General features: G+C 66.2%; 25 protein-coding genes. 17 read left to right on the top strand and 8 right to left on the bottom strand.

The features are described from left to right. The first annotated feature begins 3 nt into the window (after positions 1 to 3). On the top strand, positions 4 to 771 hold the full coding sequence (locus CXG43_RS05675; protein ID WP_157825178.1) for a capsule biosynthesis GfcC family protein: 768 nt from the start codon (positions 4 to 6) through the stop codon (positions 769 to 771). Beyond that, a complete protein-coding gene (locus CXG43_RS05670; protein ID WP_101099067.1) occupies positions 771 to 2,978 on the top strand; it encodes a YjbH domain-containing protein in 2,208 nt (735 codons plus the stop codon). The genes CXG43_RS05675 and CXG43_RS05670 overlap by 1 nt, the downstream gene beginning before the upstream one ends. A 51-nt stretch (positions 2,979 to 3,029) precedes the next feature. Here CXG43_RS05670 and CXG43_RS05665 read toward each other — a convergent pair whose 3' ends face one another. After that, on the bottom strand, positions 3,030 to 3,464 hold the full coding sequence (locus CXG43_RS05665; protein WP_101099066.1) for a low molecular weight protein-tyrosine-phosphatase: 435 nt from the start codon (positions 3,462 to 3,464) through the stop codon (positions 3,030 to 3,032). 69 nt (positions 3,465 to 3,533) lie between these two features. Beyond that, positions 3,534 to 4,985: an undecaprenyl-phosphate glucose phosphotransferase gene (locus CXG43_RS05660; protein WP_101099192.1), complete on the bottom strand. Its 1,452-nt coding sequence runs from the start codon at positions 4,983 to 4,985 to the stop codon at positions 3,534 to 3,536. A gap of 339 nt (positions 4,986 to 5,324) precedes the next feature. Between CXG43_RS05660 and galE the strand changes: the two genes are divergently transcribed. The 8 genes from galE to CXG43_RS05620 all read left to right on the top strand — a co-directional run bounded on the left by galE (position 5,325) and on the right by CXG43_RS05620 (position 13,066). Then, entirely contained in the window at positions 5,325 to 6,326 is a 1,002-nt protein-coding gene (gene galE / locus CXG43_RS05655; RefSeq protein ID WP_101099065.1) for a UDP-glucose 4-epimerase GalE, read from the top strand. A gap of 284 nt (positions 6,327 to 6,610) precedes the next feature. Next, positions 6,611 to 8,143 (top strand): aldehyde dehydrogenase family protein, encoded by a 1,533-nt coding sequence (locus CXG43_RS05650; RefSeq protein WP_101099064.1) that lies wholly within the window; start codon positions 6,611 to 6,613, stop codon positions 8,141 to 8,143. Beyond that, the gene (locus tag CXG43_RS05645) at positions 8,143 to 8,931 is read left to right on the top strand and encodes an SDR family oxidoreductase (protein WP_101099063.1); all 789 of its coding nucleotides are present in this window, start codon (positions 8,143 to 8,145) and stop codon (positions 8,929 to 8,931) included. Before CXG43_RS05650 ends, CXG43_RS05645 begins: the two co-directional genes overlap by 1 nt. A gap of 46 nt (positions 8,932 to 8,977) precedes the next feature. Next, positions 8,978 to 9,262 carry a DUF4190 domain-containing protein gene (locus tag CXG43_RS05640; protein WP_042612490.1) on the top strand — a complete coding sequence of 95 codons (285 nt, stop codon included), beginning with the start codon at positions 8,978 to 8,980 and terminating at the stop codon, positions 9,260 to 9,262. A 7-nt stretch (positions 9,263 to 9,269) separates the two neighbouring features. Beyond that, entirely contained in the window at positions 9,270 to 10,040 is a 771-nt protein-coding gene (locus CXG43_RS05635) for a class I SAM-dependent methyltransferase (protein ID WP_101099062.1), read from the top strand. A 7-nt stretch (positions 10,041 to 10,047) separates the two neighbouring features. Then, a complete protein-coding gene (locus CXG43_RS05630) occupies positions 10,048 to 11,103 on the top strand; it encodes a quinone-dependent dihydroorotate dehydrogenase (protein ID WP_101099061.1) in 1,056 nt (351 codons plus the stop codon). Continuing rightward, entirely contained in the window at positions 11,103 to 12,146 is a 1,044-nt protein-coding gene (gene murB, locus CXG43_RS05625; RefSeq protein ID WP_101099060.1) for a UDP-N-acetylmuramate dehydrogenase, read from the top strand. The genes CXG43_RS05630 and murB overlap by 1 nt, the downstream gene beginning before the upstream one ends. A gap of 32 nt (positions 12,147 to 12,178) precedes the next feature. Beyond that, the gene (locus CXG43_RS05620; RefSeq protein WP_101099191.1) at positions 12,179 to 13,066 is read left to right on the top strand and encodes a DMT family transporter; all 888 of its coding nucleotides are present in this window, start codon (positions 12,179 to 12,181) and stop codon (positions 13,064 to 13,066) included. Positions 13,067 to 13,087: 21 nt separating this feature from the next. On the opposite strand, the gene CXG43_RS19055 is transcribed toward CXG43_RS05620, so the two are convergent. Next, complete coding sequence (locus CXG43_RS19055) at positions 13,088 to 13,921, bottom strand: hypothetical protein (protein ID WP_157825199.1); 834 nt, start codon at positions 13,919 to 13,921, stop codon at positions 13,088 to 13,090. Positions 13,922 to 14,326: 405 nt separating this feature from the next. Between CXG43_RS19055 and CXG43_RS05610 the strand changes: the two genes are divergently transcribed. From CXG43_RS05610 to CXG43_RS05580, 7 genes are all read left to right on the top strand, one after another. Further along, the gene (locus CXG43_RS05610; protein ID WP_232767624.1) at positions 14,327 to 17,449 is read left to right on the top strand and encodes a discoidin domain-containing protein; all 3,123 of its coding nucleotides are present in this window, start codon (positions 14,327 to 14,329) and stop codon (positions 17,447 to 17,449) included. Positions 17,450 to 17,655: 206 nt separating this feature from the next. Continuing rightward, positions 17,656 to 19,098, top strand: coding sequence for a tyrosinase family protein (locus CXG43_RS05605; protein WP_101099058.1), 1,443 nt, complete (start codon positions 17,656 to 17,658; stop codon positions 19,096 to 19,098). 281 nt (positions 19,099 to 19,379) lie between these two features. Further along, positions 19,380 to 19,796 carry a hypothetical protein gene (locus CXG43_RS05600; protein WP_101099057.1) on the top strand — a complete coding sequence of 139 codons (417 nt, stop codon included), beginning with the start codon at positions 19,380 to 19,382 and terminating at the stop codon, positions 19,794 to 19,796. Then, positions 19,793 to 20,101: a hypothetical protein gene (locus tag CXG43_RS05595; protein ID WP_101116309.1), complete on the top strand. Its 309-nt coding sequence runs from the start codon at positions 19,793 to 19,795 to the stop codon at positions 20,099 to 20,101. Before CXG43_RS05600 ends, CXG43_RS05595 begins: the two co-directional genes overlap by 4 nt. A 114-nt stretch (positions 20,102 to 20,215) precedes the next feature. Next, on the top strand, positions 20,216 to 20,671 hold the full coding sequence (locus tag CXG43_RS05590; protein WP_101099055.1) for an SRPBCC domain-containing protein: 456 nt from the start codon (positions 20,216 to 20,218) through the stop codon (positions 20,669 to 20,671). 9 nt (positions 20,672 to 20,680) lie between these two features. After that, positions 20,681 to 20,995, top strand: coding sequence for a metalloregulator ArsR/SmtB family transcription factor (locus CXG43_RS05585; RefSeq protein ID WP_101099054.1), 315 nt, complete (start codon positions 20,681 to 20,683; stop codon positions 20,993 to 20,995). A gap of 2 nt (positions 20,996 to 20,997) precedes the next feature. Further along, positions 20,998 to 21,456, top strand: coding sequence for an SRPBCC family protein (locus CXG43_RS05580; RefSeq protein ID WP_101099053.1), 459 nt, complete (start codon positions 20,998 to 21,000; stop codon positions 21,454 to 21,456). Between the two features lie 35 nt (positions 21,457 to 21,491). Here CXG43_RS05580 and CXG43_RS05575 read toward each other — a convergent pair whose 3' ends face one another. The 5 genes from CXG43_RS05575 to folD all read right to left on the bottom strand — a co-directional run bounded on the left by CXG43_RS05575 (position 21,492) and on the right by folD (position 26,869). Continuing rightward, a complete protein-coding gene (locus CXG43_RS05575; protein ID WP_101099052.1) occupies positions 21,492 to 22,274 on the bottom strand; it encodes a 3-hydroxybutyrate dehydrogenase in 783 nt (260 codons plus the stop codon). Positions 22,275 to 22,443: 169 nt separating this feature from the next. Beyond that, on the bottom strand, positions 22,444 to 22,686 hold the full coding sequence (locus CXG43_RS19050; RefSeq protein WP_157825198.1) for a hypothetical protein: 243 nt from the start codon (positions 22,684 to 22,686) through the stop codon (positions 22,444 to 22,446). Between the two features lie 5 nt (positions 22,687 to 22,691). Then, a complete protein-coding gene (gene guaA, locus CXG43_RS05570) occupies positions 22,692 to 24,257 on the bottom strand; it encodes a glutamine-hydrolyzing GMP synthase (protein ID WP_101099051.1) in 1,566 nt (521 codons plus the stop codon). 109 nt (positions 24,258 to 24,366) lie between these two features. Then, complete coding sequence (guaB, locus tag CXG43_RS05565; RefSeq protein ID WP_101099189.1) at positions 24,367 to 25,821, bottom strand: IMP dehydrogenase; 1,455 nt, start codon at positions 25,819 to 25,821, stop codon at positions 24,367 to 24,369. Between the two features lie 166 nt (positions 25,822 to 25,987). Then, a complete protein-coding gene (folD, locus tag CXG43_RS05560) occupies positions 25,988 to 26,869 on the bottom strand; it encodes a bifunctional methylenetetrahydrofolate dehydrogenase/methenyltetrahydrofolate cyclohydrolase FolD (protein ID WP_101099050.1) in 882 nt (293 codons plus the stop codon). Positions 26,870 to 26,899: the final 30 nt, after the last annotated feature.

The raw sequence follows: 26,899 nt of genomic DNA, 5'->3' as shown, positions 1-26,899 counted from the left end.
ATGATGATGTTTCGCAGTGCGGCAACGCTTGTACTCCTGGCCTGCTCTTCCTGCCTGTGGGCCGCATCACCGATCCCGGGTGTGTCCGAAGTCAGCGTGCAGGGCGCGGTCGAGGCAGCCGGTACCGTCCAGGTGCAGGCGGGTGGACGCATCTCCGACGTGCTCAACGCAGCGCGCCCCAGCGCTGCGGCCTACCTGCTCGGCAGCAGCCTGCAGCGCGAACAAGAAAGGCAGGACCAGCTGCGCCAGCGCGCCGGCCTGCTGCATACGCTGAGTCAGTTGCCGCAGCATGAAAACCTCGATGTGCGGGCAGCAGGCGAACTACTGCACGAGTGGCTGGAAGTACATCCGGCAACCGGCCGCGTGCGGCTGGTGCTGGATCGCCGCCTGATGCAGGTGCAGCCGCCCAACAATCCCGTCGCCAGGCAGGGGGACAGCATCATCATCCCCCTGCGTCCGCAGACCGTGCACGTCGTCGGCGCCGTGATCCAGCCCTGCACGCTGCCTCACCAGCCGCTGCAGGATGCAAAGGCCTATCTGGCGCGCTGCCCTGTTTCCAATGCCGCAGATCCGGACACGCTGAACGTGGTGCAGCCGGACGGGCTGGTGCAGGCCTTGGGCATCGCGGCGTGGAACCGTGCCGATCCGCAGCCCGTGGCCGCCGGCGGCACGATCTACGTGCCAGTACGCGAGTCGGCGATGAAGCACATCGACACCTCCTTCAACGAAGACTTTGCTTCGTTCATCGCCACGCAACCTGTCGATCCTTGATGACCGTTTCCGCAAAACCCCTGCCCGCCCGTGGGCCCGCCACCCTCGCCGTGAGCCTGCTGGCGATGTGCCTGTCCACCGCGCTTCACGCGCAGCAGGCACCACCGGTCACCGCGAGCGAATGGGGTGGCAGCGGGCTGCTGCAGACCCCCACTGCGCGCATGAACACCGCGGGCGACATCGCCTTCACCGCGTCGCACAACTCTCCCTACAGCCGCTACAACGTCACGTTGCAGCCGTTCAGCTGGCTCGAAGGAACATTCCGCTACATCAACGTGTCCAATATCCGTTATGGCCCGAACATTGCCGGCGACCAGAACTACAAGGACAAGTCGATCGATTTCAAGCTGCGTCTGTGGCAGGAATCGCGCTGGATGCCGGACGTAGCGTTCGGCGTGCGCGACATCGGCGGCACCGGCTTCTTCTCCAGTGAATACCTGGTGGCCAGCAAGAACTTCGGCCCCGTCGACGCCTCGCTGGGCCTGGCGACCGGCTACCTGGGCAACCGTGGCGACTTCTCCAACCCGCTGGGCATCATCGATGACCGGTTCAAGGACCGTCGTCCGATCGCCACCAGCGCCATTGCCCAGGCCGGCAAGTTCGGCGTCAGCAACATGTTCCGCGGCCCGGTCGGCATCTTTGGTGGTCTTACCTACCAGACACCGTGGGATGCCTTGCTGGTGAAAGTGGAATACGACGGCAACGACTACAAGCGGGAACCGCGCAACAACAACCTGACCCAGCGCACGCCGATCAATGTCGGCCTCGTCTACGTTCCCAACCGCAATGTCGAGTTGACGGCGGCGTGGGAGCGCGGCGACGCGGCGATGTTCTCGCTTACGCTGCGCGGCAATCCCGGCGGCGCATCCGCGGCGCCCAAGCCGTTTGATCCCCCGCCGATCAACCCGGCCGCAGCCGCCGCGCAGGGCGCCAAGGCCGCCCAGGCCCCTGCCCTGGCGTTGGCCGCCGACGGGCCTGAAACCGGCGCTTCCGGTGGGGTGGAGCCCGACTGGGCAACCGTTTCATCGCAGCTGCGCGACAACGCCGGCTTCCGCGTGGACCAGATTTCCCGCCGTGGCAGCGAACTGTTCGTCGACGGCTACCAGGTGCGTTACTTCAGTCCGGCCAAGGGCCTCGGTCGGGCAGGCCGTATCCTGTCCAGTACGACGGGCGAGGACTACGATTGGTACACCTTGCGCACCACCCGACTGGGCATGCCGATCGTGGACATGTCCGTCAAGCGTGATGCGCTGTTGGGCAACCTGGACGGCACGGTCGAGGACGATGTCCTACGGCGCAGCACTGATCTGCAGGCACCTGCCGAAGTGGACCGCGAGGTGCTCTACCGCGCCCCGCACAGCCCGTACGGCGGCGGCTTCAGCCTGGGTTACCGGCAGAATCTCGGTGGCCCGGACGGCTTCATCCTGTACCAGGTCGCGGCGAACTATTCGGGCAGCTTCTTCTTCCGCCCGGACATGTGGCTGACCGGGACGGTGAGCGCGGACCTGTTGAACAACTACGACAAGTTCAAGTACAACGCGCCCAGCCGGCTGCCCCGCGTGCGTACCGACCTGCGTCGCTACATGGTCGACAATGACGTGACCCTGCCCAACCTGCAGCTCAACCTCGCCCACCGCTTCGGTCGCGATGTCTACGGCATGGCGTACGCCGGCTACCTGGAATGGATGTATGCCGGCGTCGGCGGTGAGCTGCTGTACCGCCCGATGGACCAGCCCTGGGCTGTCGGGGTGAACATCAACCGCGTGCAGCAGCGCGACTTCGACCAGCACTGGGGCCTGCGCGATTACCGCATGACCACCGGCCATGCCACGCTGTACTACGCCTTTGATGCACGCGAACGCATCGTCGGCTCGATGTCGGTCGGCCGCTACCTGGCCGGTGACTATGGCGCCACGGTGAACATCGCGCGCGTGTTCGACAACGGCGTGACCATGGGCGCGTACGCGACCAAGACCGATGTGTCGGCCGCGGACTTCGGCGAAGGCAGCTTCGACAAGGGGCTCTACTTCAGCATCCCGTTCGACCACGTCCTGCCCCGCTCCACCCGCGCGCGTGCGGCGATCAACTGGAACCCGCTGATCCGCGACGGTGGCGCGATGCTGTCACGCAAGTACTCGCTGTACAACGTGACCGGCGAGCGCGACGAGCGCTTCTTCTATGACAACCTGAAGTCGATCACCGACTGACCGGGTGACGTGCCGGCCAGGGTCGGCACTGCCGCGGCACACCCACGCGCGCTACAGGTACTTGACCCAGCTCTGCACGCCTTCGGCCATCAGCTTGTACACATGCTCGAAGGCGGCGCGCTGCTGACGATACGGATCGGGAATCTCACGGTCCTGCTGCCACTTGCCCAGCAGGAAGGTCTTTCCCGAGGCTTCCGGTGCGATCTCGGTGATGCGGCGGACGTGCTTGCGTTCCATCGTCAATACCAGATCAGCCTGGCCGAGGATGCTGCCACTGATCTGCCGGCCACGGTGGCTGCTGCCATCGAGCCCGTGCTCGAGCAGCAATGCCTGTGCCGTGGGATCGACGCCATGGTCGACCAGCGCCCCCAGCCCCGCAGAAGACACCGCGATGCCCTTGCCGGCCACCAGGTCGCGCAGCATGACCTCCGCCGAAGGGCTGCGGCAGATGTTTCCCACGCACACGAAAAGAATATTCTTGAACACAACTGGTACCTGTCGCCATCAACGCACAGGGTAGCGCAGCGGCCGGCCAGGATGCATCAGCAAGCCGGCCTAGTAAGCCGACTTCTGCCCCAACACCTTGAACGCCGTCAACGCGATGATGCGCACGTCCAGCGTCGGACTCCATCGACGAATGTAGTCGATGTCGTACTGCACGCGCTTCTTCATCGAGCGCAGCTCCGGCGTTTCGCCACGCAACCCATGCACCTGGGCCCACCCGGTAATGCCCGGCTTGACATAATGACGGTGCATGTAACGCCCGATCAGCTTTTCATAGTGGTTGTTGTGCTGGATCGCGTGCGGGCGCGGCCCAACCACCGACATGCTGCCGCCGAGCACATTGAAGAACTGCGGTAGCTCATCCAGGCTGCTGCGGCGCAGGAAGGAACCAAAACGGGTGATGCGCGGATCGTGGCGGGTTGCCTGCGTGATGGTATCCGGGGTCTCGGCATGCACGCGCATGGAGCGGAATTTCAACATCCAGAATTCCTTTCCGCCGAGCCCATGCCGGCGCTGGCGGAACAGGACCGGGCCCGGCGAACTCAGCTTCACGCCGACCGCCAGCACCGCGAACACAGGCGCCAGCAACACCACCGCGATGCCGGCCACCAGCAGGTCCTCGATCCGCTTCACCAGCCTGAAATGCTGGTCCGGCAAGCCCTGCCGCACACCGATCATCGGCACGTTGCCGACCAGATGGACACCCGGGTTGAGCGTGCCGTAACCACTGATGTCCGGGATGATGCGGACCGGCACCGGAAAGCGCTCGATCTTCTTCAGCATGTCCTTGATCTGCGGGCCGCTGCCCATCTGCAGGGACACCCATACCTGGTCAAATTCGCCGCGATGCAGGTCCATGTACTGCGGCAGGTCTTCAATCCCCCCGAGGAAGCGCGGAACGTCGGCGCGGCGGCGGGTTGGAATATCGCCGGGGCTGGAGAAGTAACCGATGACCTCCTTGCCCATTTCCGGTTTGCCCCGCAGCAGTCGGTGCAGCTTCAGCGATGGCGCGCGGAGGCCTACGAGTAGTACGCGCTCGCGATCCAGCCCGCGTGCCCGCAGACGATGCAATTGCACCCGCAACCCGACGCGGGTGGTGGTCATCGCCGCCAGCCCCATCGCGTACCAGCCGACCAACCATGTGGTGGGCACCGAGTCGGTCATGTCCACCAGCACGGCATACATGGAGAAAAGGCCGAAGACCGCTGTCCAGGCCAGCAGCAGTAACCAAAGGTCGGCCAGCAGGCCGCGGGCACGCCACTGGCGATACATCGGCGCCACGGAGAAACACACCATCGTGCTCAGCAGGACCGCGCCGAAGACCACGCGCTGTGAAGTGGAAGGTGCCGCGAAGCCGAAGCGGACAAGGTGGGAGACGACGGCTGCGCCCGGAATGGCCAGCAGATCAGCGAGCCGGAGAACCAGCTCCAGTGCAGCGCGCGCCTCGACCCGGCGCGGCTGCGGATGCGCTGGCGCCAAACCCTCTACGGATCCATGTAGCACGTCGGTCTTTCCTTCTTCGGCGTCTGCCCGCACAACATACTCCAGCGCACCGGCCTCCCCTGCCAGCACAGTTACGTTTGATGATCGCTTTGGGCGTCAATAAGTGACGTAAATGTACCAGACTTGGCGTGTACCAGATCGCAGCAGATTGGTGAACTGGGTCACATCTACCATCGAAACGACCATCGTTGCGCCAGATAATTGACACGCATCACTCTAAAGTGACGCGGCACGTCACGTGCCGCCTGCCGAATCGGATCGTTCGCGATCCGCCCCTGCTAGCATGGGCGGCTCGCACGCGGAGGCCCAGGCGTGGCCCGCAACTTCGATAGGCAACCCATGAAAAACGTCCTCATCTGCGGCGGCGCCGGCTACATCGGCAGCCATATGGCCCACTGGCTCAGCGACCACGGCCACAATTTGACCGTGCTCGACAATCTCTCCACCGGCCACCGCGGCGCAGTGCACTGGGGCGAGTTCATCCACGCAGATCTGCTCGACCCCGGCGCACTGGATCAGGCATTGAAGGGACGCCGCTTCGATGCGGTCATTCATTTCTGCGCACGTTCGCTGGTCGGGGAGTCAGTCCGACAGCCCAACGCCTACTATCGCAACAATGTCACCGGCACCATCAACCTGCTTGAGGCGATGCAGCGGCATGACGTCCAACGCATCGTGTTTTCCTCCACCGCAGCCATTTTCGGCAACCCCGTCGCAGACCTCATCGACGAAGAGCATCCCAAGGCCCCCATCAACCCCTACGGCGCCAGCAAGCTGATGGCCGAGCGGATTCTTGCCGACGCGGCCACCGCCTACGGCCTGCGCTCGGTGTCGCTGCGCTACTTCAACGCCGCCGGCGCCCTGCCCGACCAGGGCATCGGCGAAGCGCACCTGTGCGAGACCCACCTGATCCCGAATGTGCTGAAGGCCGCCTTGGGCGATGGTCCGGCGCTGAAGGTGTTCGGCGACGATTACCCGACCCCGGATGGCACCTGTGTGCGGGATTACGTGCACGTGCAGGACCTTGCCCAGGCGCATGCGCTGGCCCTGGGCTTCATGGAAGCCAATGACGGGGCGCATGCGTTCAACCTGGGTAACGGCCGGGGCTTCTCTGTGCGCGAAGTCATCGCGACGGCGGCCGAGGTGTCCGGCAAGCCGGTGCCGTTCGAGGTGGCGCCGCGCCGCGACGGCGACCCGGCCAGCCTGGTGGCCTCCAGTGAGAAGGCGCGGGCGCAACTGGGCTGGGTACCGCGCTGGACCGAGCTGGCGCCGATCATTGAAAGCGCGTGGCGCTGGCACCGCGATCAGCCGGACTGGTCCAGCCAAGACCACACCACGTAGCGCCGAGCCACGCTCGGCGAGCGCAGCGGCGGGAGGACCGCCGACGGCAACAGCGTGACGACCAACGGTCGTCACCCACCGGGCCCGGGCCCCACCAGCCGCGCGCTCCACCAGCCATCGCCCAACGGCGCCCGCCGAGCATGGCTCGGCCCCACCGGGGACGCCCCGCCCCACCGCAGCGCACCATGCCCTCGCCGGCCCCTCTGCTACCATCTCCGGCTCAGTGCGCCGCTGCCCGCAGGGCCCGCGGCCGCCCCAATACAACGCGAAAAGAGGGAGTCTGCATGTCTGCCAAGCTGCTCAAGGCCTTGGGCCTGGATGCGATCAACGCCGGTACCTATCTGGGCAACGGCGAGTGGTCCACCGCCACCGGCGGCGAGCTGATCACCCCGGTCAACCCGACCACCGGTGAAGCCATCGCCCAGGTCCGCGCCACCACCGCCGACGAATACGAAACCGTGATCGCGCGGGCGCAGGAAGCCTTCAAGACCTGGCGCACCACCCCGGCCCCGCGCCGTGGCGAAGCGGTGCGACTGTGCGGCGAAGCCCTGCGCGCCAACAAGGATGCGCTGGGTTCGCTGGTCGCCCTGGAAATGGGCAAGAGCAAGCCGGAAGGCGACGGCGAAGTGCAGGAAATGATCGACATCGCCGACTTCGCCGTGGGCCAGAGCCGCATGCTGTATGGCTACACCATGCACTCGGAGCGTCCGGGCCACCGGATGTACGAGCAGTACCAGCCGCTGGGCCTGGTCGGCATCATCAGCGCGTTCAACTTCCCGGTCGCGGTGTGGGCGTGGAATGCGTTCCTGGCCACCGTCTGCGGCGACATCTGCCTGTGGAAGCCGTCCAACAAGACCCCGCTGACCGCGATCGCCTCCATGCGCATCTGCAATGAAGCGCTGCGCGAAGCCGGCTTCCCGGACCTGTTCTTCCTGATCAACGATGCCGGCACCGCGCTGTCGGAAAAGATGGTGGCCGACAAGCGCGTGCCGCTGATCAGCTTCACCGGTTCGACCCAGGTCGGCCGCACCGTCGCCGAGAAGGTCGCCCACCGCCTGGGCCGCTGCCTGCTGGAACTGGGCGGCAACAACGCGATCATCCTGGAGGAGACCGCCGACCTGAAGCTGGCGATCCCGGGCATCGTGTTCGGTGCGGTCGGCACCGCCGGCCAGCGCTGCACCACCACCCGCCGGCTGATCGTGCACGAATCCATCCATGACGACGTGCTGGCCACGCTGGTCAAGGCGTACAAGCAGGTGGAAGGCAAGATCGGCGATCCGACCGACCCGGCCAACCTGATGGGCCCGCTCAACAGCGACGGCGCCGTGCAGCAGTTCCTGGCCTCCATCGAAAAGGCCAAGGCCAGCGGCGGCACCGTGCAGACCGGCGGTACCCGCATCGACCGCGCCGGCAATTTCGTGCTGCCGGCCATCGTCACCGGCCTGAAGAACAGCGATGAAGTCGTGCAGCACGAAACCTTTGCCCCGATCCTGTACGTGATGAAGTACAGCACCCTGGACGAAGCGATCGAGATGCAGAACGGCGTGCCGCAGGGCCTGTCCTCATCGATCTTCACCACCAACCTGAAGGTGGCCGAGCGCTTCCTGTCCGCGGCCGGCAGTGACTGCGGCATCGCCAACGTCAACATCGGCACCTCGGGCGCGGAAATCGGTGGCGCTTTCGGTGGCGAGAAGGACACCGGCGGTGGTCGCGAATCCGGTTCGGATGCCTGGAAGGTCTACATGCGCCGGCAGACCAACACCATCAACTATTCGGATTCGCTGCCGCTGGCCCAGGGCATCAAGTTCGACCTGTGATGGCAGAGACCGCGTCCCTGAGCGGCGGCCGGCCGGCGATCGATTTCACCGGCCGCCGGGTGTTGATCGCCGGGGGCAGCAAGGGCATCGGACGCTGCATCGCGCTGGCCTTCGCCGCCGCAGGTGCATCGGTGTCGGTCTGCGCGCGTGGCCAGCAGGGCCTGGATGACCTGGCACGCGATGCCCTGGACCAGGGCACGCCGTTGCACACCCACGCCGCCGATCTGTCCAATCTGGAGCAGATCGGTGGGTGGCTGCAGCACGCCGCCGAAGCCCTCGGCGGCATCGACGTATTGGTCAACAACGCGACCGGCTATGGCATGGCCGACGACGAAGACGGCTGGGCCGCCAGCCTGCAGGTGGACCTGATGGCAGCGGTGCGGGCCTCGCGGCTGGCCCTGCCCTGGCTGCGCGCATCCACTGATGCCTGCATCCTCAACCTGTCGTCCATCGCCGCCCAGCAACCGCGTCCCGGCGCTGCGCCGTACGCAGCGGCCAAGGCCGCGCTGTCGCATTACACGACCAGCCAGGCGCTGGCGCTGGCGCCGCACCGGATCCGGGTCAACGCCATCGCGCCGGGCTCGATCGAATTCGAAGATGGCCTGTGGGATCGACGGCGCGTGGACGATCCGGACCTGTACCACGGCACCCTGGCGAAGATTCCGTTCGGCCGCTTCGGCCGGCCCGAAGAGATCGCCCATGCCGCGCTGTTCCTGTGCTCGCCGCTGGCGGGTTGGATCACCGGTCACGTGCTCAATGTCGATGGTGGGCAGGTATTGATGGGCTAATGGAGGCACAACCTCTATCATGACCGGGTCTTTAGGGAGGACCCGCATGAGCGTGCCTAACCGTCATACCAGTGGACTGGCCGTCGCCAGCCTGGTCCTGGGGATCTGCAGCTGGACCGTGCTGCCCTTCATCGCCAGCCTCGGGGCGATCATCACCGGGCACATGGCCCGCGCCGAGATCCGCCGCCGCCCGCACGAACTCGATGGCGACGGACTGGCCATCGGCGGCCTGATCCTGGGCTGGCTGATGGTGCTGGGCGCGGTGCTGGCCATCGGCGCCTTCCTCGCCTTCTTCGGCGGCCTGGCCTGGCTGGCCCACGTTTCGTCATGAGGTGGGCATGAGCACTCCGGAATCCGCCTCGCGCTTCTCCAACCGCGTCGAAGACTACGTGCGCTTCCGCCCCGGTTACCCGCCCGCCCTGCTGCGGTGGCTGCACGACGAACAGGGCGTGCCGCGCGAGGCGCTGGTGGCCGACATCGGTGCCGGCACCGGCATTTCCAGCCAAATCCTGCTGGCCGCTGGCCATCCGCTGATCGCGGTGGAACCCAACGCGGCCATGCGTGCGGCGGCCGAACAGTGGCTGGGCACGGAGTACCCCCGCTTCCGCGCCGCCGACGGCACCGCCGAGGCGACCGGCCTGGCCGATGCCAGCATCGGGTTGGTCAGCGCCGCGCAGGCCTTCCACTGGTTCGATACGGACGCCGTGCGCGGCGAGTGGAAACGCATCCTGGCACCGGGCGGGCGCGTGCTGGTGTTCTGGAATTCGCGCCTGCTGGACGCCTCCCCGTTCCTGCGTGGCTACGAGCAGCTGCTGCTGGAATTCGGCACCGACTACAGCGCCGTGGCCGAGCGTTACCAGACCGATGAGCAGATGCGCGAGTGGTTCGCCGGCGGCCTGCAGGCCATCGGCTATTTCTCCAACGTGCAGATGCTGGACTTCGATGCCCTGAAGGGCCGCCTGCTGTCCTCTTCATACGCCCCCACCGCCGGCCAACCGAAGCATGACGCCATGCTGGCGGCGCTGCGCACGCTGTTCGACCAGCATGCCGTCGACGGCAACGTTGCTTTTGAATACCAAACCCGTGCCTTCCTCGGCACGCTGGACTGATCTGCCCATGTACTCGCTTGCACGCCCCTTCCTGTTCTCCCTCGATGCCGAACGCGCCCACGGCCTGGGCCTGGCCGCACTGGATACGGCCTACCGCTTCGGCACTACGCCGCTGGTGGCGCCGCGTATCGCGCCGCTGCCCACGCCCGCGTTCGGCTTGACCTTCCCCAACCCGGTCGGCCTGGCGGCGGGACTGGACAAGAACGGCGCGCATATAGATGCCCTGTTCGCACTCGGCTTCGGCTCGGTGGAGATCGGCACCATCACCCCGCGCCCGCAGGCGGGCAACCCCAAGCCGCGGCTGTTCCGGCTGCCGGACCATGGCGCCATCATCAACCGCATGGGCTTCAACAACGCCGGTGTGGATGCACTGGTGCGCAACGTCGAAGCAGCGCGTGACCGCCGTGGCCTGCTCGGCATCAACATCGGCAAGAACAAGGACACCCCCAACGAGCAGGCGCTGGACGATTACCTCGCCTGCTTGGACAAGGTGTACCCGCTGGCAGACTACATCACGGTCAACATCTCTTCGCCCAATACCGCCGGCCTGCGCGAACTGCAGGAAGAAAACGCGCTGCGCCAGCTGGTTGCCGGCCTGCGCGAGCGCCAGGAACAACTGGCCAGCATGCACGGCAAGCGCGTGCCGATGCTGGTCAAGGTGGCGCCGGATCTCAACGAGCGCGATATCGATGCCGCCGCGCGCGTGCTCGCCGAGCTGCAGGTGGACGGGGTGATCGCCACCAACACCACCATTGATCGCAGCCACATCGCGGGCGACGCGCTGGCCAACGAAGCCGGCGGTCTGTCCGGCGCACCCCTGCTGGACCAGTCCACGCTGGTGCTGCGCCGCCTGCGCGCGCGGCTGCCGGAAAGCATGCCGCTGGTTGGCGTGGGCGGCATCAGCTCCGGTGCCGACGCGGTGGCCAAGATGGCTGCCGGTGCCGCGCTGGTGCAGCTTTACAGCGGTCTGGTGTTCCGTGGCCCATCGCTGGTGTCCGAGTGCGTGGAGGCGATCCGCCGCCGCCGCGAAGCGCCCAGCCGCGGTGCGGTGGGAGGCCTGTGATGGCGAACACCGGCTGGACCCTCACCGAAAACGCCTCGTTACTTGCGCTCAACACCTTCCACGTGCAGGCGCAGGCCGCGCAGCTGCTGGAAATCCAGGACTCCGCCACCCTGCCCGATGCCTTGGCCTTGCCGGCCGTTGCCGAAAGCCCGTTGCTGGTGCTGGGCAGCGGCAGCAACGTGCTGCTGGCCGGCGACGTGGAGGGCACCGTGCTGGTGTTCGCCAACCAGGGGATCGACATCCTGGAACACCGTGCCGATTACACCGTGGTGCACGCCGCAGCCGGGGTGAACTGGCACAAGCTGGTGCTGTGGTCACTGCAGCACGGCCTGTCCGGACTGGAAAACCTGGCGCTTATTCCCGGCACCGTGGGGGCATCGCCGATCCAGAACATCGGCGCCTACGGCGTCCAGGTCGGTGAGTTCATCCAGGCCGTCGAAGCCTGGGATCGCCAGATCGGCCAATGGGTGCGGCTGGACAATGAACAGTGCGCCTTCGGCTACCGCGACAGCGTGTTCAAGCAGCAGCCGGACCGTTACCTGATCACGGCCGTGGAGCTGCGCCTGCCGTTGCTGCACGAACTGCGCATGGACTACGCCGGCATCGCCGAGGAACTGCAGGCGCAGGGCGTGGAAACGCCGAGCGCGGTGGACGTGGCCAACGCGGTGATCGCCATCCGCAGCCGCAAGCTGCCTGATCCGGAGGTGCTGGGCAATGCAGGCAGCTTCTTCAAGAATCCGATCCTCGGGGTGGACCAGGTCGAGGTCCTGTTGCAGTCCTTCCCGGAGCTTCCGGTGTATCCGGCAGAGCGCGAGGACCAGCGCAAGGTATCGGCCGCCTGGATGATCGAACACTGCGGCTGGAAGGGCTTCCGCGAGGGCGATGCCGGTGTCGCACCCAGCCACGCGCTGGTGCTGGTGAACCATGGCAGTGCCAGCGGCGCAGAGCTTCTGGCACTGGCCAGGCGCATCTCCGCCTCCGTGCTGGAAACCTTCGCGGTAGCGATTGAACCGGAACCGCGGCTGATCGGCGCGCAGTGGTGACCCCCGCGCTGTCCAGTACCGGCGCGCCGCCGATGCGCGCGGCCTGGCTGATGCTCGGCAGCACGTTGTCATTCGGCTTCATGGCCCTTGCCATCCGCTACGCCACCTCCTACGTGCCGACCCAGGAAGTCGCCTTCTTCCGCAATGCGTTCGGCCTGGTGGCGCTGCTGCCGATGCTGCTGCGCCCGGGCCGTGCCCCGCTGAAGACCCAGCAGTTGCCGCGCTACTTCCTGCGCAGCGCGATCGGCCTGGCCTCGATGCTGTGCGCGTTCTGGGCGCTGGGCCATCTGCCGATGGCGCAGGCGGTCTCCCTGTCCTACTCAACACCGCTGTTCGTCACCATCGCCGCGGTGCTGTGGCTGGGTGAAACGGTGCGCGTGCGGCGCTGGGCCGCAGTGATCATCGGCTTCATCGGCGTTCTGGTGATCGTGCGGCCGGGCACCGGCAGCTTCAGCGCCGGCAGCCTGATGGCGGTGGCCGCGGCCGTGCTCAGCTCGGTGGTCGCCATCCAGATCAAGCAGCTTACGCGCGTGGACAGCGCCGACACGGTGGTGTTCTACACCTACGTGTTCTGGGTACCGCTGTCGCTGGTACCGGCGCTGTTCGTCTGGCAATGGCCCACCGGCATCGCGTGGGTGTGGCTGGCGCTGACCGGCGTGATGGGCACGCTGGGGCAATTGCTGTGGACGCGCGCGTTGCGGCTTGGAGAAGTCTCCGCCCTGACCCCGATCAGCTTCATGCAGTTGCCGCTGGTCAGCGTGATGGCCTGGCTGCTGTTCGGCGAAGCGCTGGATCGTTGGACAGTCATCGGTGCGCTGATCATTCTCGGTTCCAACGCCTACATCGCGCACCGGGAAGCCGTACTGGCGCGACGCGCAAAAAGCGAGGCCGTCAGCGCAGCGGCCAAACCGGGCGAATAGTCCCCCGCCGCGCGCGATGGATCAGCCGGCCCCGGCCTGCCATAACGTATCTTCCTGCAGCAGCCGGGCCCGCTCGGATTCCAACAGGCCACTCAGGCGCCGCAGCGCCTGCCGGCGTACCGCAACCGGGTGCACCGCCGCCTGCGGCCCCAGCAGCAGCTGCTGGGTTTCCACGAGGTGCCTCAGCACGCGCTGGTGGCGATAGGCCTCGTTGCATACCCGCGATGCGGCACCGCCCGCAGGGGTCGGGCCCACTACCGACGCATGCCGGGCAAGCGCATCGTGCAGCGCTTCGGCACGCGCGTGCATGGTGGCGATCTGCTGGCGGTTGCTCAGCCACGTGTCGACGAACGCCTGTCCCGGGATATCCGTTGCCGTCGGCAGGCCGGCCGGCTGCGCGAGCCAGCTGCCTACCCGCTCCAGCGCGCGTCCGTCGGCGCACTCCCAGGCGTGCGGTCTGCAGGAGGGGGCCGGCTCAACCCGATCCGGTTGCGGCGGCGTTGCGCCGCCCTGCCCGTCCTGCGCGGCAGGCACTTCCCTCAGCATCCAATGCCGACCCCAGCGGGTCGCGCCCGGGGGCCATGCGTCGTGGCCAGCCTGACGGCGCGCGGGCGCTGCCTCAAGCCGCCACTGTCGTCCCGCGACATCGACGACGTCGAACCTCGCCGTCACGTCTTCACTCTCGCTGGACTGTCGCCGTACGCTCGCTGCGACGACGCCGAACGCACGGGCCAACATCTCCGTTGCGTGGACGATCGGCACCTGGTTCATGAGGAATCCGCCATAGGACTGGTCTGAATCCGCACTATCCCAGAAGCGGAAAAACGGGATGTAGAAACAGCCCTCGGGCGACATCGTGGGTCGCTCCCGGCCCGATGGACCGGCTCACCGACAAGCCATTTACGACACACACGGCTCAGGATCGTCGAGAGGTGCGGGCTATGGCCTGACTTCAACCGCACGCTGGACGACCGAGCCCGCGCAGGATGCGGTGTCGGCGGCACCCCGGCTACCAGAAATCGCTCGCACGCACGCATGGACATACGGCGCAATCTGGCGCGTTCAGCCAGCGGTCCGCGCAATCCCCTGCGAGCCTTCTCTCGACACCCGCTCACGCGGACCGCCTGCCACCCCCGGCCCCTTTCCTGATCCGCTTTGGGCCGGGACCGCAGCCTACCGCAGCGCGTCGTGAAAGCGCTTCCACTGCCTGTTAGCGTCTGCTCACCCCGTGGGGTTTCCAATGCGCCGAGGAGTGGAAAAATGATGCTGCATGCCGGCAACAGGAAGACGATCCGAGCTGTGACGGCGGGCGTGGCACGCCTGCTGTTGCTGCCCACCCTTGCATGGGCCGGGATCTGCAGCGCGCAGGAACTGGCGCCGCGCAGCCAATGGCAGGCCAGCAGTTCCTCGCAGCAGGTGGCGACGATGGCCATCGGCCACCTGATCGACAACGATCCAAAGACCGTCACTGGCGGCGCCTTCAGCCCTGGACACTGGTTCCAGATCGATGTAGGCCGGCCGGCACTGCTCGGCGGCGTCCGCATCACCTGGGATGTCTCCAATCCGGAGGGCTATACCCTGCAGACTTCGCTCGACGGCAAGCAGTGGGACGTGGCTTACACAATGGGCGATTCGCTGGGCGGCATCGAGACCCTGTTCTTCGGCCCGCGCCGGGCCCGCTACCTGCGCGTGGCGAGCCCCGAACGCACCTCGGACTGGGGCGTATCGATTCTTGAAATGGAACCGCTGGATACCCGCGACAGCGCGCGCGTGGCGGGGCTTGCGGCCGCGCCGTCCGCCGCACTCTGGCAGGGCGGCAGCGCGGTGACGATTCCCAGCGACGCCCAAGGCCGGCATGTGCTGGCCATCGGCCTGCCCCGCGCACTGGCCACCGCTGGCCTGGTGGTGGACTGGGCAGACAGCGTGCACGGCGCTGCCCAGCTGGAGGTGCAGGACGCAGACGGCAAGTGGACCCTGTTGGCCCGCGACCCGCAGGCGGGCAGCCGACAGCAGAGCTGGCTGGCTGGCAACGCCGCGGTGGATGCGCACAGCCTGCGACTGCGGGTGGAGGGCGACGCACCGTCGGTCCAGCGCATCCGCCTGCTCGGACCGGCTGCGGTGATGACCCCGATGAAGCGTTACCAGGTCGCCGCCAGCGGCGCCCAGCGTGCGCTGGCCCCGGCCTCGCTGCTGCTGCAGCAGACCTACTGGACGGCAGTAGGTGTGCACGCAGGCGTGCAGAAATCGATCTTCGATGAGTACGGCAACATCGAAGCGTTCAAGGGGGCTCCGTTGGTGCAACCGATCTGGCGCGCTGACGGCGGCGCCGCCACGGGCGCCACGGGGCAACCGGTACGCCACGCACTGCGCGATGGCTGGAAGCCGATGCCCTCGGCGTCCTGGCTGCCGCAGCCAGGCCTGGAACTGCGCAGCGAAGCGTTCGCCATTGAACTCGGCGGGCAGCCGGTGACGCTGGTGCGTCATCGCCTGCACAACACCGGCACGAGCGCGATCAACGGCACGCTGACACTCGCCGTGCGCCCGATGCAGATGAACCCACCGTGGCAGAACGGCGGCCTGTCGCCCATCCGCGAGATCGCCGTGGAGGGACGGACAGTCAGCGTGAATGGCCGCCGCCTGCTGCAATCCCTCACCGCGGTGGACGAAGCCGGCGCGGCACCGTTCGGCGCGGATGGCAGCAGCGAAATCAGTGCGGCCATTGCCGGCGGCCGGCTGCCCCACGCGCAGAGCGCGCAGGATGCCGACGGCCTCGCCGCAGCCGCCCTCGCCTACCGCGTGGTGTTGAAGCCCGGCGCATCCAGTTCCGTCGTGGTCGCCTTCCCATTGGGCACCGCGCCAGCGGCCGCCGATGGCAGCCTGCCGCAGGCGCCACCGCTGCAGTTCGCCGACACCGCCAAGGAGCCCGACGCCCGCTTCGATGCACTTGCCGCACGCGCATCCGCTGACTGGCAGGCGCGGCTCGGCCAGGTCGGCCTGCGGCTGCCGGACAATTCGCTGGTGGACATGCTGCGCGCGCAGGCCGCGTACATGCTGATCAACCAGACCGGCCCGGCGATGCAGCCCGGCCCGCGCAACTACAACCGCTCGTTCATCCGCGATGGCATGGCCACGTCGGCGGTGCTGCTGCGCATGGGCGAAGCTTCGGTGGCACGCGATTACCTGGCCTGGTACAGCGCGCATGGCGTGCATGCCAACGGCCTGGTCTCGCCGATCCTCAACAACGACGGCAGCGTCAACACCGGCTTCGGCTCGGATATCGAATACGACAGCCAGGGCCAGTACATCAGCCTGGTCGCCGACGTGGCGCGACTGGATGGCGGCCCCGAATCGGTGCGTACCTACCTGCCCAAGGTAAAGGCGGCGATGCGTTTCCTGCAGGAGCTGCGCGAGCGCACGCTGGTGCCGGGCTACATGGCCGGCCACCCTGCGCCGGAGCGCTTCGCCGGCATCCTGGCCCCCTCGATCAGCCACGAAGGCTATCCCGCGCCCACCCACAGTTACTGGGATGACTACTGGGGCATCAAGGGCTGGCACGACGGTGCATGGCTGGCCGAGTCACTGGGTGACCCGGAAACCGCCGCCTGGGCGCGCGAACAGGGCCGCCTGCTGCATGACGCGGTGGCCGCCTCGATCCGCGCCACGATGGCGTGGAAAGGCATCGACTTCATTCCGTCTTCGGCCGACCTGGGTGATGGCGATCCGACCGGTGTTTCGATCGCACTGGACCCCACCGGCGCGCAGGACGTGCTGCCCGGTGCCGCGCTGCGCACCTCCTTCGCGCGTTACCTGGACGATGTGCGCAAACGCGCGCAGCCCGGCGCGCTGTATGCCTATACGCCCTACGAAATCCGCAACGTGCTCAGTTATGTGCACCTCGGCCAGCCCGAGGCGGCCAACGAACTGCTGATCGGCCTGCTGCACGACCGACGTCCGCTGGAATGGCAGGTACTGGCCGAAGTGGTGCACTCGCGGTTGCGCTTTCCGCGCTACCTGGGCGACATGCCGCACACGTGGATCGGCGCGGAATATGGCCGCACCCTGTTCGGGATGCTGATGCGCGAGGACGACGATGCGCTGTCGCTGCTGCCCGGCACCCCGGCCTCGTGGCTTGCGGGTGATGGCCTGTCGGTGGAACGCCTGCCGACCGCCTCTGGCACGTTGAAGCTGGACGCGCGGCAGCGCGACGGCGTGCTGACGGTGACGCTGGGCGAAGGGCTGCATGCAGGAACCGCCGTGCGGATGTGGTGGCCCAGCCGCGTGCGGCCGCGCGAGGTGCGCGTGGACGGACGCCGCGTTGACGCATTCGATGCCGATGGCGTGTTGCTGCCACGCGCGTTCAAGCACCTGGAAGCGCGCTGGTAGACCACTGGCCGTGGAGGGACAGACGTTAACGAGCCTGCGGATTGTCGCCGCCGGACAGCGAGTGCAGCGGCGCGCCGACCCCATGCGCGGCCGTGCATGGTCCGACGTAAATCCCGGCTTGATGCCACCGGTGCCGTAACCTTGAATCGACCTTGCGGGGGGTATTACGGCCCTTCCAAGGAGAGAACGTGCTTAACCGAAGATCGATGATGGTGGGAACCGCTTCCGCGCTGGCCCTGGCAAGCGGACTGGCAGGCTCGAAAGGTGCCTCGGCACAACAGAACCTCAGGGTGCGCCGCAATATCGCGAACATGTCCCTGGACGACCCTGACCTCGTCGCATACAGGTCATTTGTTGAACAAATGCGTGGCCGCAACCAGTCCAATGCGACCAGTTGGATCAAGTTCGCCGACATCCATGGCGGTTCCTTCAGCTTCAATCACTGCCAGCACGGCAACTGGTACTTCCTGCCCTGGCACCGGGCGTATCTGGACATGTACGAGAAAGCCGTCATCGCGATGACCGGATACACCCGGTTCGCCATGCCCTACTGGGACTGGTCGACCCAGCGGACGTACCCGCCTGCATTTACCGCCCCGCTCTACAAAGGCAAGCCCAACCCCCTCTTCTCTCCCTTTGCTGGCGACGATATGCGCCAGGTAAGGAAGCCGGCTCCCAACCTGCCGACCGCCGAAACAGGACTGGACAAAGTACGCGGAGTGCTCAACGCCACCATCCTGGAGAACTTCGGCGGGGGCCGCCCGTTCGATGAAAGCGTCACGCCACCGCAGGCCCAGAACAACCTATCGCCTGCATGGCTGGGCCGGCGCGGCGCCATTTCACAGCTGGAATCGGGTCCGCACAATTACGTCCACGATGAGGTGAACGGCTACATGGGTTTCCCCGCCGCCGCGCGTGACCCGCTGTTCTTCCTGCACCATGCCAACGTAGACCGGATCTGGGAGAACTGGATCCTGCAGGGGCATGTCAACACCACCGACCCGCTCTGGCTGGACATGGTGTTTCCCAATCATTTCCTGCGCCTGGATGGCCAGCGCTATAGCGTCCGGGTTGACAAGTTGCGGCGCCCTGCGGACCTGGGCTACAAGTACGATGACAGCCGGGTTACTGCGCGCGCCACGCGGAGCCAGACGCAGGCCAATGCGGATGAAACCCGCTTCAAGGCCCTGTTCAATCCCGCCGCGACCACCGTCATCCCCCGGGCACGTACCGGGAACATCGGCGCTGCGAAACCGTCCGCGCCGTTGAGCACTGTGCTCAGCGTCCCGTCGGCGTCAGCTTCCAGCGGCAACCGCGTCTTCGCCGTCCTGCGAGGCACCCGGGTCGGCATCAACCTGCACTCCGTGCGCGTCTTCATCAACCTGCCAACTGCCGGACCGCGCACGCCGACCACCGACCCGCACTACGTCACCTCGATCAACTTCTTCGGCAACAAGGCCCACCAGAGCATGGGCAGTCACGGGCATTGCTATTCCGTGGAGTTGACCAGCGCATTGAAGAAACTCGGTCAGAATGGTCTGCCAAGGCCTGGATCACTGACGCTGCAACTGGTGCCGATGCAGAGGGCCGGCAGCCCCGCCACCGACCTCGCCTTCGTGCCCGAGATGATCGACATAGGCGCGGTATAGCCACTGCATCGTGAAGCGTGACGCCCTGCCTGGTAGTGACGACCGCTGGTCGCCAAGGGAGCCCCTGCCATGGTGGGTGACGCCTCACTCTGGTGGGTGGCGACCCACTCTGGTGGGTGGCGACCCACTCTGGTGGGTGGCGACCCACTCTGGTGGGTGACGACCCACTCTGGTGGGTGACGACCGTTGGTCGTCACGCTCCCCCGCCCCCCCCCAAAAAAACGTGACGACCAACGGTCGTCACCCACCGAGCGCTTCTCCGCCCATGCGAAGGACGACCGATGGATACCGACTATCCCCTCAGCGCCAAGCGTCTGTACGCCCTCATCGGCGAAAAGATCAGCGAGTTCCCGCCCTACTTCATCGAACGGCTGGAACGGAAGCTCGAAGCGTCCGAGCAGTCCCGGACACGCAGCGCGGAGGTGGTGTACCTGCACCTGGTACCGCCTGTCAGGAAAGACGCGCCACTGCGCTCACCTGACGACGGTGTCGAACCGAACCCGCTGCGGGATGCGACCGCGCACGTCCGCACACTGCAGGCCGTGGCGGTGGTGCTGGAGATCCTCGACGCGGTGCACGCGACCCGCCCCGAAGACCATCCTGAGGCCCGCATCACCGACGATGCGGTGGAGGGCCTGATCATCTGTGGCCGCGAAATGATCAAATCAGTGACGGCTGGAATGGAGTCCACCCAGTGATCGGCGCAGAGTTTGGAGGACCGATGGTGAACGGCCCACAGGCGCGCGCTGCGCGGCTTGCAGCGTTTCTCGATGACCGTTTTGGGATGGAGGCGTGCGATGAAGCCAGGATTTGCCGCGCGCTGCTGCATGTCGCGGAAAAGGATGGAATGGATGAGGTGGCGAAGGCGTGCGGCGTGGGCCCGGCGACACTGCGGCGGCAGTTGAACGGTGCCTTTCCGCTTTACGTGGTCACCCTGTTCCAAGTGACACGGGCGCTTGGGCTGCAGTTGCGGGTCGAAGTGAAACACGAAACCCGGCGGTAGTGTCGGCCGCTGGCCGGCAAACCTGGGCCACCCCGTCCCATTTGACATGCAGGCATTTACCTGCCTATTGTGTCCGCACGGACGGCGCCCGCCGCCCATCGCGGAGGCGTTGCCATGGTGGATATCGCACACAGGGTCGGCATCAGGGCCCCCTCGGCCCAGGTCTACCAGGCCCTTGCCACGCCGGAAGGCATTGCAGCGTGGTGGGCCGAAGGCACCGCCGGCGATCGCCACGTGGGCGGCACGGTCACCGCCCGCTTCACCACCGATGACACGGAAATCGGCGCCATGCAGATGACGCTGCTGCAACTGCAGCCCAACGACCTGGTGCTGTGGGAGTTCATCGACGGCCCAGCGGAATGGATCGGCACCACCGCGCGCTTCGCCCTGCACCAGCACGGCGACTATTGCATCGTGCTGTTCAGCCACGAAGGCTGGAAAGAACGCGTGGAGTTCATGCACCACTGCAGTACCAAGTGGGCCATCTTCCTGATGAGCCTGAAGGCCCTGCTGGAAACCGGACATGGCCAGCCGAGCCCGCACGACGTCAAGATCGACAACTGGAACTGAAGATCGCCGATGGATGTAGACAGAGTATTCAAGGCCCTGGCCGACCCCACACGCAGGACGCTGCTGGACCTGCTGTGCGAGCGCAACGGGCAAACGCTGGGGCAGCTCTGCGAGCACCTGCAGATGGCCCGGCAATCGGTGACCCAGCACTTGGGCCTGCTGGAAGAAGCCAACCTGATCAGCACGGTCAGGCGCGGCCGCGAGAAACTGCACTTCATCAATCCGGTGCCGCTGCACGATGTCTATACGCGCTGGGTAAGCAAGTTCGAGCAGCAGCACCTGAGCCTGCTGCATGACCTCAAACAGGAACTGGAAGGAGAATGACGATGACCGCAGAATCCACCCGTTTCATCCACGTGATCTACATCGCGACCACGCCGCAGAAAGTGTTCGAGGCCATCACCCGGCCGGAGATCGCACGCGCTTACTGGGGGCACGAAAACGTATCGGACTGGGCGCCCGGTTCGCGCTGGCAGCATGTGCGCGCCAACGACGAACGCAAGGTGGAACTGGTCGGCGAGGTGGTGGAAAGTACCCCGCCCTCGCGGCTGGTGATCACCTGGGCGGCCGCCTCGCAGGCAGATGACCCCAAGGCCTACAGCCGGGTGACGTTCGAGATCGTGCCGTATGAGGACATGGTCAAGCTGACGGTGACGCACGAGGATCTGGAAGTGGGCAGCGGGATGGATACCGGTATCCGCCAAGGCTGGCCGATCGTGTTGTCGAGCCTGAAATCGTTGTTGGAAACCGGCAAGGGGCTGGATGTGTTCGCCAAGCCCAGCTAAGCAGGCGCTGTGCAGCGGCGGGCACGGCCGGCCCGCTAGCGGGCTGTCCAGCCGCCATCCACCGGAAGCGACGTGCCGGTCATCTGCGCTGCGGCATCCGAGGCCAGGAAGACCACCATCGCGCCGATCTGCCCGGGCGTCACGAACTGCAGCGAGGGCTGCTTCTCGGCCAGCAACGCGCGAGCGGCGGACTCCTGGTCGGTTCCCTGCCGCTGCGCCAACGCGGTGATCTGTTGTTCGACCAACGGCGTTCGCACCCAACCCGGACAGAGGGCATTGGCGGTGATGCCGGTGCCCGCGGTTTCCAACGCCGTCGCTTTGGTAAAGCCCACTACGCCATGCTTCGCGGCTACGTAAGCGGACTTGTTCACCGACGCAACCAATCCATGCACCGACGCAATGTTGATGATGCGACCAGATCCCTGCTGCCTCATGTGGGGCAACGCCGCCGCTGTTGCGTGGAACACTGCGGATAAATTCAGGGCGAGGATCGCATCCCACTTTTCGACGGGAAATTCCTCAATGGACGCGGTGTGCTGGATGCCTGCGTTGTTCACCAGGATGTCGATGCGCCCCATTCTGGAAACGGCATGGGCGATCATTTCCCTCACCGCCTCGCCACGCGACAGGTCGGCGCCATCATGTGCTACGCGCACACCGAATTCGGCTTCCAGGCTGGAACGGATTCTTTCGATTTCCTGCGCATCGCCGAATCCATTCAGGACGATGTCGGCGCCTTGCCGCGCAAGCGCGGTGGCGATACCAAGACCGATACCGCTGGTAGAGCCGGTGACCACCGCGACCTTTCCGGTGAACATGGGGGAGCTTCCGTCTGGCGTAGGTGGTGAGTGTAGCTTCAGTCGATCCCACCCCATGCGTGGATGTGCTCCCTAGACGGTTTTTCACCCATTGAGCTGCTTGGCCTTGATAGGCAATGGCGCAGCATCGGGCCGACGCGCTGAGGCCGCAGCGTGGTCATGGCCTGCATCAGCGCATCGGTCCCAGACGCCGCTGATTGCCAAGCAAGGCCCCTCGCATCAAAAAGCCGCGCTGACTATCGGCACCATCATGTTCTCCGGCAGCCGCTTCGGCACATCGGACCGCGAGCCGATCCATGCTTTGCACGAAATCCGGCGGTCTTGCCCGAACCTGATCGTCCTGAAAGTAACCAGCTTTACTCAGCACGGGCCAACCATAAACAACAAAGGCGCCTTTCGGCGCCTTTGTCATTCAACTCACTCCCACTCAATAGTCGCCGGCGGCTTCCCCGAGATGTCATAGACAACCCGCGATACCCCCCGCAGCTCATTGATGATCCGGTTACTCACCGTACCCAAAAACTCATACGGCAGGTGCGACCAGTGCGCCGTCATGAAATCAATCGTCTCCACCGCACGCAGCGCGATCACCCACTCATAAGCCCGCGCGTCACCCACCACGCCGACCGACTTCACCGGCAGGAACACCGCAAACGCCTGGCTGGTCTTGTCGTACAGATCCGCCTTGCGCAGTTCTTCAATGAAGATCGCATCGGCCTTGGCCAGCAGTTCGGCGTATTCGCGCTTCACTTCGCCCAGGATGCGCACGCCCAAGCCCGGGCCCGGGAACGGATGGCGGTAGACCATGCTGCGCGGCAGGCCGAGTTCAACACCCAGGCGACGCACTTCGTCCTTGAACAGCTCACGCAGCGGCTCCACCAGGCCCAGCTTCATGTGCTCCGGCAGGCCGCCCACGTTGTGGTGGCTCTTGATCACGTGCGCCTTGCCGGTCTTGCTGCCGGCCGACTCGATCACGTCCGGGTAGATGGTGCCCTGTGCCAGCCACTTGGCATTCTTCAGCTTGTTGGACTCTTCGTCGAAGATATCCACGAACAGGTTGCCGATGATCTTGCGCTTGGCTTCCGGATCGCTCACGCCTTCCAGCTTGGCGAAGTAACGGTCGGCCGCGTTCACGCGGATCACCTTGACGCCCATGTGCTCGGCGAACATCGCCATCACCTGGTCGCCTTCCTGCCAGCGCAGCAGGCCGGTATCGACGAACACGCAGGTCAGCTTGTCACCGATCGCCTTGTGCAGCAGCGCGGCCACCACCGACGAATCGACGCCGCCGGACAGGCCCAGGATCACTTCGTCATCGCCGACCTGTTCGCGCACGCGGGCGATCTGGTCTTCGATGATGTTGGCGGCGGTCCACAGGGTTTCGCAGCCGCACACGTCCACCACGAAGCGGCGCAGCAGCGCTTGGCCCTGCAGGGTGTGGGTCACTTCCGGGTGGAACTGCACGCCGTACCAGCGCTTTTCTTCGTTGGCCATCGCGGCCACTGGAATGCGATCGGTGGTGGCGGTGATGGTGAAGCCCGGCGGTGCCTTGGAGACGTGGTCGCCGTGGCTCATCCACACGTTCAAGCGTGCCTCGCCCGGGTGGTCGCTCAGCCCGGCGAACAGCGAATCCGGGGCGACGATGTTGACTTCGGCGTGGCCGAATTCGCGCTGGTCGGCCGCTTCGGTTTCACCGCCCAGCTGCGCGGCCAGGGTCTGCATGCCGTAGCAGATGCCGAACACCGGCAGGCCGCTGTCGAACACTTCCTGCGGCGCGGCGGGCGCGCCCGGCAGGGTGGTCGATTCCGGGCCACCGGACAGGATGATGCCCTTGGCCCCGAAGCTGGCAATGTCGGCCGGGTTGTGGTCCCACGCCCAGATTTCGCAGTAGACACCGAGCTCGCGGATGCGGCGGGCGATCAGCTGGGTGTACTGCGCGCCGAAATCGAGGATGAGGATCTTGTCGGTATGGATGTTGGTCATGATGCCCGGGCGATGCAGGAGGAATAACGGAGTACGAAGGCGCAACCAGCGGCGGATGTAGAAAGAGGAACGGGAATCTGCTTCCTCGTTCCTCTTGCTGCGTCCGGCCTCAGGCGCGGTAGTTCGGCGGTTCCTTGGTGATCTGCACGTCGTGGACGTGGCTCTCACGTTGGCCGGCGCCGCTGATCTTGACGAACTTCGGCTTGCTGCGCATGTCTTCAACCGTGCCGCAGCCCACGTAGCCCATGGTGGCGCGCAGGCCGCCCATCAGCTGGTGGATGATGCCACCGACCGGGCCGCGATACGGCACGCGGCCTTCGATGCCTTCGGGCACCAGCTTGTCGGCACTGGAAGCGTCCTGGAAGTAGCGGTCCTTGGACCCCTTTTCCATCGCCGCCAGCGAGCCCATGCCGCGGTAGCTCTTGTAGGAACGGCCCTGGAACAGCTCGGTTTCGCCGGGCGATTCCTCGGTGCCGGCCAGCAGGCCGCCGATCATGATGGTGGAGGCACCGGCGGCCAGCGCCTTGCCGATGTCACCGGAGTAGCGGATGCCACCGTCGGCGATCAGCGGGATGCGATCCTGCAGCGCCTCGGCGACCAGATCGATGGCAGTAATCTGCGGTACGCCGACACCGGCAACCACGCGCGTGGTGCAGATCGAGCCCGGACCAATGCCGACCTTCACCGCGTCCGCGCCGCAATCCAGCAGCGCCAGTGCGGCTTCGCCGGTGCAGATGTTGCCACCGACCACCTGCACCTGCGGGAAGTGCTTCTTGACCCAGCGCACGCGGTCCAGCACGCCCTGCGAATGGCCGTGCGCGGTGTCCACCACCAGCACGTCCACGCCGGCGGCAACCAGCGCTTCCACGCGGCGATCAGTATCGCCGCCCACGCCGACCGCGGCACCCACCAGCAGGCGCGTGGCGGAGTCCTTGGCAGCGTTCGGGTAATCGGTGTTCTTCTGGATGTCCTTGACGGTGATCAGGCCACGCAGGGCGAAATCATCGTTGACCACCAGGATCTTTTCGATGCGGTTGCGATGCAGCAACAGCTGCACTTCTTCGGATGCGGCGCCTTCCTTGACCGTGATCAGGCGATCCTTCTTGGTCATGATGTGGCGGACCGGATCGTCCAGCTCGGTTTCAAAGCGCATGTCGCGGTGGGTCACGATGCCCACCAGCTGGCCGCCGTCCACCACCGGCACGCCGGAGATGTTGCGCGCCTGGGTCAGCGCCAGCACGTCGCGGATGGTGGTTTCCGGCCCGACGGTGATCGGATCGCGGATGACGCCGGCTTCGAACTTCTTGACCTTGGCCACTTCGGCGGCCTGCTGTTCCACGCTCAGATTCTTGTGGATGATGCCCATGCCGCCGAGCTGGGCCATGGCGATGGCCAGGCGTGCTTCGGTGACGGTATCCATCGCAGCGGACAGGATCGGGAGCTTCAGCCGCAGGTCGCGCGTCAGCCGGGTTTCCAGGCTGACATCCTTGGGCAGGATGATCGAGTGGGCGGGGACGAGCGAGACGTCGTCGTAGGTGAGAGCTTCAGCCTGGATGCGCAGCATCGGCATACCCGAGATGTGGGGAAGCGCGTCATTTTACCCTGTTTGTCGGCCGAGCGGCAGGGGGTAGATGCGACGCAGTGTCGCGCCGGTGGGTGTAGGGCGAAAGGCGCCGCTGCGCTCGCCGACCATGGGTCGGCGCTACCCTTCCGTCACCCACCGGGCGGCCTCAGACGAACGCTTCGGCCGCTTCCAGGGTGTTCTGCATCAGCGTGGCCACGGTCATCGGGCCGACGCCGCCGGGGACCGGGGTGATCCAGCTGGCGCGCTCTGCGGCCGCTTCGAAGCCGACGTCGCCGACCAGCCGGCCGTCGTCCAGCCGATTGATGCCCACATCGATCACCACCGCACCGGGCTTGACCCATTCACCCGGGACGATGCCCGGGCGGCCGACCGCCACCACCAGGATGTCGGCGTTGCGCACGGCCTGTTCCAGCACGTCCTTGGGGGTGAACTTGTGGCAGCTGGTCACCGTGCAGCCGGCGATCAGCAGCTCCAGTCCCATCGGCCGGCCGACATGGTTGCTGACCCCGACGATGGTGGCATTGCGGCCGCGCACGGGCTGGTCGGTGTGGCCCAGCAGCGTGGTGATGCCACGCGGGGTGCACGGGCGCAGGCCGAACTCGCGCAGCGCCAGGTGGCCGACGTTCTCCGGGTGGAAACCGTCCACGTCCTTGCGCGGATCGATGCGCTGGATCAGCCGGCGCGCGTCGGGAATGCCGGGCAGCGGCAGCTGGATCAGGATGCCGTGGATCTTCGGGTCCGCATTCAACTTATCGATCAGCGCCAGCAGCTCGGCTTCGCTGGTGCCTGCGGGGAGATCGAAATCATGCGCCTCGATGCCGACCTTCTCCGCCGCACGGCGCTTGTTGCGCACGTACACGGTGGACGCCGGGTCGCCGCCCACCAGCACCACGGCCAGCCCGGGACGGCTGCCACCGGCGGCGACACGGGCGTCTACGCGCACCTTCAGGCTGTCCAGCAGCGCTTCGGAGATGCGGCGGCCGTCGAGGATGCGGGCGGAATGGGAGGCGTCGGTTGGCAGGGTCATCGAAGCAGGCGTGGAGCGGCGGGGATGGCT

This window comes from Stenotrophomonas sp. Bg11-02 (assembly GCF_002836635.1).
GTDB classification, from domain to species: Bacteria; Pseudomonadota; Gammaproteobacteria; order Xanthomonadales; family Xanthomonadaceae; genus Stenotrophomonas; species Stenotrophomonas lacuserhaii.
This window is presented reverse-complemented; position numbering and strand designations above follow the sequence as displayed.